5 protein-coding genes, 1 tRNA gene and 1 rRNA gene are annotated in these 4,595 nt (G+C 42.5%); 6 read left to right on the top strand and 1 reads right to left on the bottom strand.

Going from position 1 to position 4,595, the window contains the following annotated elements:
- The 6 genes from BUA56_RS22285 to BUA56_RS22260 all read left to right on the top strand — a co-directional run.
- Window positions 1-123: ribosomal RNA gene (locus BUA56_RS22285) — 23S ribosomal RNA — on the top strand; the annotation flags it as partial.
- Window positions 124-307: 184 nt separating this feature from the next.
- Window positions 308-378: transfer RNA gene (locus BUA56_RS22280), tRNA-Trp, on the top strand.
- 141 nt (window positions 379-519) lie between these two features.
- Window positions 520-2,190 (top strand): S8 family peptidase, encoded by a 1,671-nt coding sequence (locus BUA56_RS22275; protein WP_072854946.1) that lies wholly within the window; start codon window positions 520-522, stop codon window positions 2,188-2,190.
- Between the two features lie 97 nt (window positions 2,191-2,287).
- Complete coding sequence (locus tag BUA56_RS22270) at window positions 2,288-3,481, top strand: amidohydrolase family protein (protein ID WP_207650967.1); 1,194 nt, start codon at window positions 2,288-2,290, stop codon at window positions 3,479-3,481.
- A 37-nt stretch (window positions 3,482-3,518) separates the two neighbouring features.
- Window positions 3,519-3,827, top strand: a complete 309-nt coding sequence (locus BUA56_RS22265) for a phage holin family protein (protein WP_242946858.1) — start codon at window positions 3,519-3,521, stop codon at window positions 3,825-3,827.
- 161 nt (window positions 3,828-3,988) lie between these two features.
- Window positions 3,989-4,291 (top strand): hypothetical protein, encoded by a 303-nt coding sequence (locus BUA56_RS22260; RefSeq protein ID WP_139249526.1) that lies wholly within the window; start codon window positions 3,989-3,991, stop codon window positions 4,289-4,291.
- Window positions 4,292-4,431: 140 nt separating this feature from the next.
- Here the strand turns inward: BUA56_RS22260 and BUA56_RS22255 are convergent.
- On the bottom strand, window positions 4,432-4,595 hold a 164-nt coding region (locus tag BUA56_RS22255), incomplete at its 5' end, for a transposase (RefSeq protein ID WP_072854942.1).

Raw genomic sequence — 4,595 nt, 5'->3', positions numbered from 1 at the left:
ATGAGATATCCCATTCTTTAGAAGAAGTAAGACCCCTTGAAGACGACGAGGTAGATAGGGCAGAGGTGGAAGTGCAGCAATGCATGGAGCTGACTGTTACTAATCGGTCGAGGGCTTGACCTGAACACTTAGGGAAGCCGAAGGCAGTGAGGCGAGACGCAAGTTGGGCCGGAACTGGTGAGAGGCAAATCTAAGTACAACGGAAAAGTGTTGCAAAGTGGAAAAAGAAGATGTAAAATCGTATATGTAGTTTTGAGAGTACATAACAAGAGAAAGTGGCTAGGGATGGCCACTTAAAGTCGTATAAAGGGGATTAGTTCAATGGTAGAGCACCGGTCTCCAAAACCGTCGATGGGGGTTCGAATCCCTCATCCCCTGGAGAGAAGAAGTCCTGCAGATGTAATGTCTGCAGGGCTTTTTTGTATTGCTCTGGAATCAGTGACAGACAAAGAATTCGTTATACTTAATTCATATAATTCATATAATGACTATATTATATAGTATTCATCGGGAGAGTATATGAATAAAATTTTAGATGAGAATTACTATGATTTGATTGTCAGTAACAGGAGAGGGACATTAGAGAACAATGATACGTTTACAGCTTTAAATGATAGACACTGTATATTACATGCAGAAGTACCTGGCATGGATCTGTGCGATTTAGGATTGTATCCATATTACAGATTCCCTACACTTTACACATTAGCATCCGAATTAAGTATAAGCAGATCTGGGATTACCCGAATCCAGTCTAATCCTTTGCTATCTCTCTATGGACGAGGGGTCATCGTCGGTATTATTGATACAGGAATTGATTACCGCCATTCTGCCTTTAGATTTAGTGATAATACAACACGAATCCTCTCTATTTGGGATCAGACAGTACAGACAGAAAGTCCTCCGGAAGGATTTACATTTGGTTCTGAATATAGCCGGGAGATTATTAATTTTGCGTTAGAGTCAGGGGATCCGCTGTCAATCGTACCTACGAATGATGAAAATGGTCATGGTACTGCGATTGCCAGTATTATTGCCGGTAGATCTGATGCAAGTCAATCCTTCTCAGGCGTTGTGCCGGAGGCCCAACTAATAGTTGTTAAGCTGAAAGAAGCAAAGCAGAATCTGAAAAAAATTTTTTGTGTAAACGAGGACGCGCTGTGCTATCAGGAGACAGATATTATTCTTGGAATCCGTTACATATTTTCTTCTGCCAGAAGGTTAGGCAGACCCCTTGTTATCTGCCTTGCCATTAGTTCAAGTATGACCGGACATGAAGCATTAGGTGCAACAAGCAGCTATATTAATTATCTATGTCAGCTTCCTCAGGTCAACATAACAGTTGCAGCGGGGAATGAAGGGAACCGAAGGGGACATTATTACTGCAATGTAAGTACTCCGCCTTATTCCAAGGAGTTTGAACTGAGAATTTCCATAAAGGATTCCTCCTTTGCTTTTGAAATCTGGCCGGATCTTAGAGCAAGGTTGTCTGTTCAGGTAACAGCCCCTAATGGGGAAACGATGCCTATTGTATACCCATCCTTTAAAGGATGTTCCGCCTATGATTTTATATTAAGTACAACGTATGTCTGGGTTAATAATATATTAATTGAAGAGGAAAATGGGACGCAGTTAATCCTGATTCGCCTAAGAAATGCCTCAGAAGGAATTTGGCGTGTACGTGTTATGAATATTGACAGTAATCCATTCTCTTTTCACAGCTGGCTTCCCGGAGGAGGCTTGATTTCAGAGGACACATTTTTTATTGAGTCAACACCGGACACAACGATCACATCTCCGGGCAATGCCTATTATGCATTAACTATAAGTGCCTATAATCAGTTCACGGATAGTATCCTAATAACCTCTGGCAGGGGTTACACTCGTTTTGGCCTGGTAAAGCCTAATATTGCGGCTCCTGGTTATGAAATACCGTGCGCTTCACCTAATAACGGATATGTGTCTCTGACAGGAACTGGTGCTGCGGCTGCACATGCATCTGGTGCGGTGGCGGTTCTGTTTGAATGGGCTATTATTCAAGGGAATTTCACCTCTATTACCGGTAACGATGTGAATACTTTAATTATGAGGGGGGCTGCACGCAGTACTGCAGATGTTTATCCAGATAATATATGGGGATATGGAAAATTAGATCTGTATTCTCTATTTTTGCTGTTAACTTTAGTTTAAACGACAGAGATGACAGCTTTCATGGTTTCGATAGTGCCTGGACTCTGAATTGATGATATAATTCTTAGATAGAGGATGTAGAAAGGACGGATAAATATTGAATAAAATAATACATAACGTAACTCTGGCAGGTGACATACGCCGTGATTTGCTTCTGCGGGACGGACAGTTTGCTGCTATTGCAGAGGCAGGAAAGCTTGAGAATTCTTCGGACGCTGAAATCCTTGACGGTACAGGCTTTCTGCTCCTTCCGCCGCTGGTGGATGCTCATGCCCATTTGGACAAGACGATGCTTGGGATGAAGTGGTTCCATAATAATTTGGAGGCACTTCTTTCTGAGCGTATTGCCAATGAGAGAGAATCCCGGAAAAGTATTGGACTGGATTCCTGTACACAGGCGGGAAAACTTATTGAGCGCTCAATTTCTATGGGCACTTTAGCCATGAGAAGTCATGTGGATGTAGATACTGTAAATGGATTGAGCTGCCTGGAGGGCGTATTAGAGGCCAGAGAGAAATACAAGGAATATTTTTTTACGGAGCTGGTAGCTTTTCCCCAGAGTGGGTTGGTGAGCCGGCCGGGTACCATAGAACTGATGGAAGAAGCGCTAAGGATGGGGGCAGATCTGGTAGGGGGAATCGATCCCGCTGCCGTTGACCGGGATCCGAAAGGAAGTGTGCAAGCTATTTTTTCTCTTGCTGAGCATTTTGATAAAGGGGTTGATATTCACCTTCATGAGCCCGGTGAATTGGGGGCCTTTACTATGGAGCTGATTGCCGATCATACTATAGCTTCCGGACTTCAGGGACGAGTGACCATAAGCCACGCATTTTGTCTTGGAAAACTGGAAGAAGCAAGGGCGAATTCTCTCTTGGAGCTGCTCGCCGAAGCAGGAATCCAGGTTACCACTGGCGGGCAGGCATATGTGCCTGCAGTGCCTTCAGTGAAACAACTTCTGGATGCAGGAGTAAATGTGTGCGGCGGAAATGATAATGTCAGGGATATGTGGAGTCCATATGGTACAGGGGACATGATAGAGAGGGCTCAGCTTATTGCCATGAGGAATGGCTTCCGCAGAGACGAAGATTTGGAACTGGCCCTTAAAATCTGTACAGAGAACGGTGCGAAGCTTTTACAGCTGGAGGAGTATGGGATATCAGAAGGCAACAGTGCAGACTTTCTTCTGGTATGTGCTGAAAATGTAGCAGAATGTGTGGCTGCAGGACCAAAGGAACGGCAGGTATTCAAGGCAGGCGTTCTAATTGCCGAGAATGGAAATTATCTCGCATAATTGTTCTCCGGATATTCTATAATAAACCAAAAGGAATATGAAGGGAATCAAAATGGAAGAGGTGATGAACTACATAAAACCGGAGCTGGTCCTGGTATCTCTGGTTCTGTATTTTATTGGAATGTGGTTTAAAAATGCAAGTTTTGTGAAGGATAAATATATTCCTCTGCTGTTGGGCGGAATAGGCATTCTGCTGTGCGGAATCTGGGTATTTTCTAATTGTTCCTGTTCCTCGCCTAAAGAGTTGGCAATGGCTTTTTTTACATCCTTTACCCAGGGAATACTGGTGGCGGGATTAAGCACTTATATCAATCAGATTATAAAGCAGGCTGCTAAAAATGAATAAAAAAACCCTGAATTTGAAAGTCTTATCCCAGAAATGTAAACTATAGATGAGATTTTTCATAAAATAGTTAAAAAGGGTCGGCACAGATGACAGTAACGGAGAGATATATTATTTTATTCACTTGTATAGAGGATCAGGCATTCGGAGTTCAGGAGGCTGAAATGTTCTGGAGAATAGCTGCGGATGAGGTATATGAAAATACTGGGGTTTATATATCAGCTATGATATGTGAGCATAAATTAATTTGCGGGGAGATGCTTGGATGCAAGATGGACGAAAGATGTGTTCAGATTGTATGCGTGAGAAATCCCTCAGAATTTCATAGCAGAGAAGTGTATTTTGAATTGCTGAAACGCATTCTTGTAAAAGTAAAGAAGCAAATGAAAAATCCTAAGGCAGCATTTACCGCGGAACAGATTGAATTCACATATTTCAACAGTGTAAATGAAACAGATACTCTATAATGAAGGAGAGGGGCTGTGAAAAAATGGAGTTGCTCTAACTCCATTTTTTCAGCCCCTCTTTATTTTGTGGAAAGCGTAAGAAAAAAGCAGTAAAAAGCGCATAATCCCCCTTACCCCAACAAACGTGCGCTCTTTCTTCTTTAAGCCACTTCCCGGAGTCTCATCTGCTTATTATAGATTTTATAGAGATTATGGCCGATAGAAACAAGAAATATCTCTACTCTTACCGAATCCAGTCCTCTTCTTACAATTCGCTTATACCTTCGGTCGTATTTGATGATTCCAAATGTCCCTTCTGCCTGGA

The organism is Lactonifactor longoviformis DSM 17459 (genome assembly GCF_900129135.1).
In the GTDB taxonomy this organism is placed as follows: domain Bacteria; phylum Bacillota; class Clostridia; order Lachnospirales; family Lachnospiraceae; genus Lactonifactor; species Lactonifactor longoviformis.
This window is presented reverse-complemented; position numbering and strand designations above follow the sequence as displayed.

Coding starts and splice junctions, on each gene's coding strand:
- BUA56_RS22265 (WP_242946858.1), top strand. CDS start 3,519: ATGAAGGGAATCAAAATGGAAGAGGTGATGAACTACATAAAACCGGAG.
- BUA56_RS22260 (WP_139249526.1), top strand. CDS start 3,989: ATGTTCTGGAGAATAGCTGCGGATGAGGTATATGAAAATACTGGGGTT.
- BUA56_RS22275 (WP_072854946.1), top strand. CDS start 520: ATGAATAAAATTTTAGATGAGAATTACTATGATTTGATTGTCAGTAAC.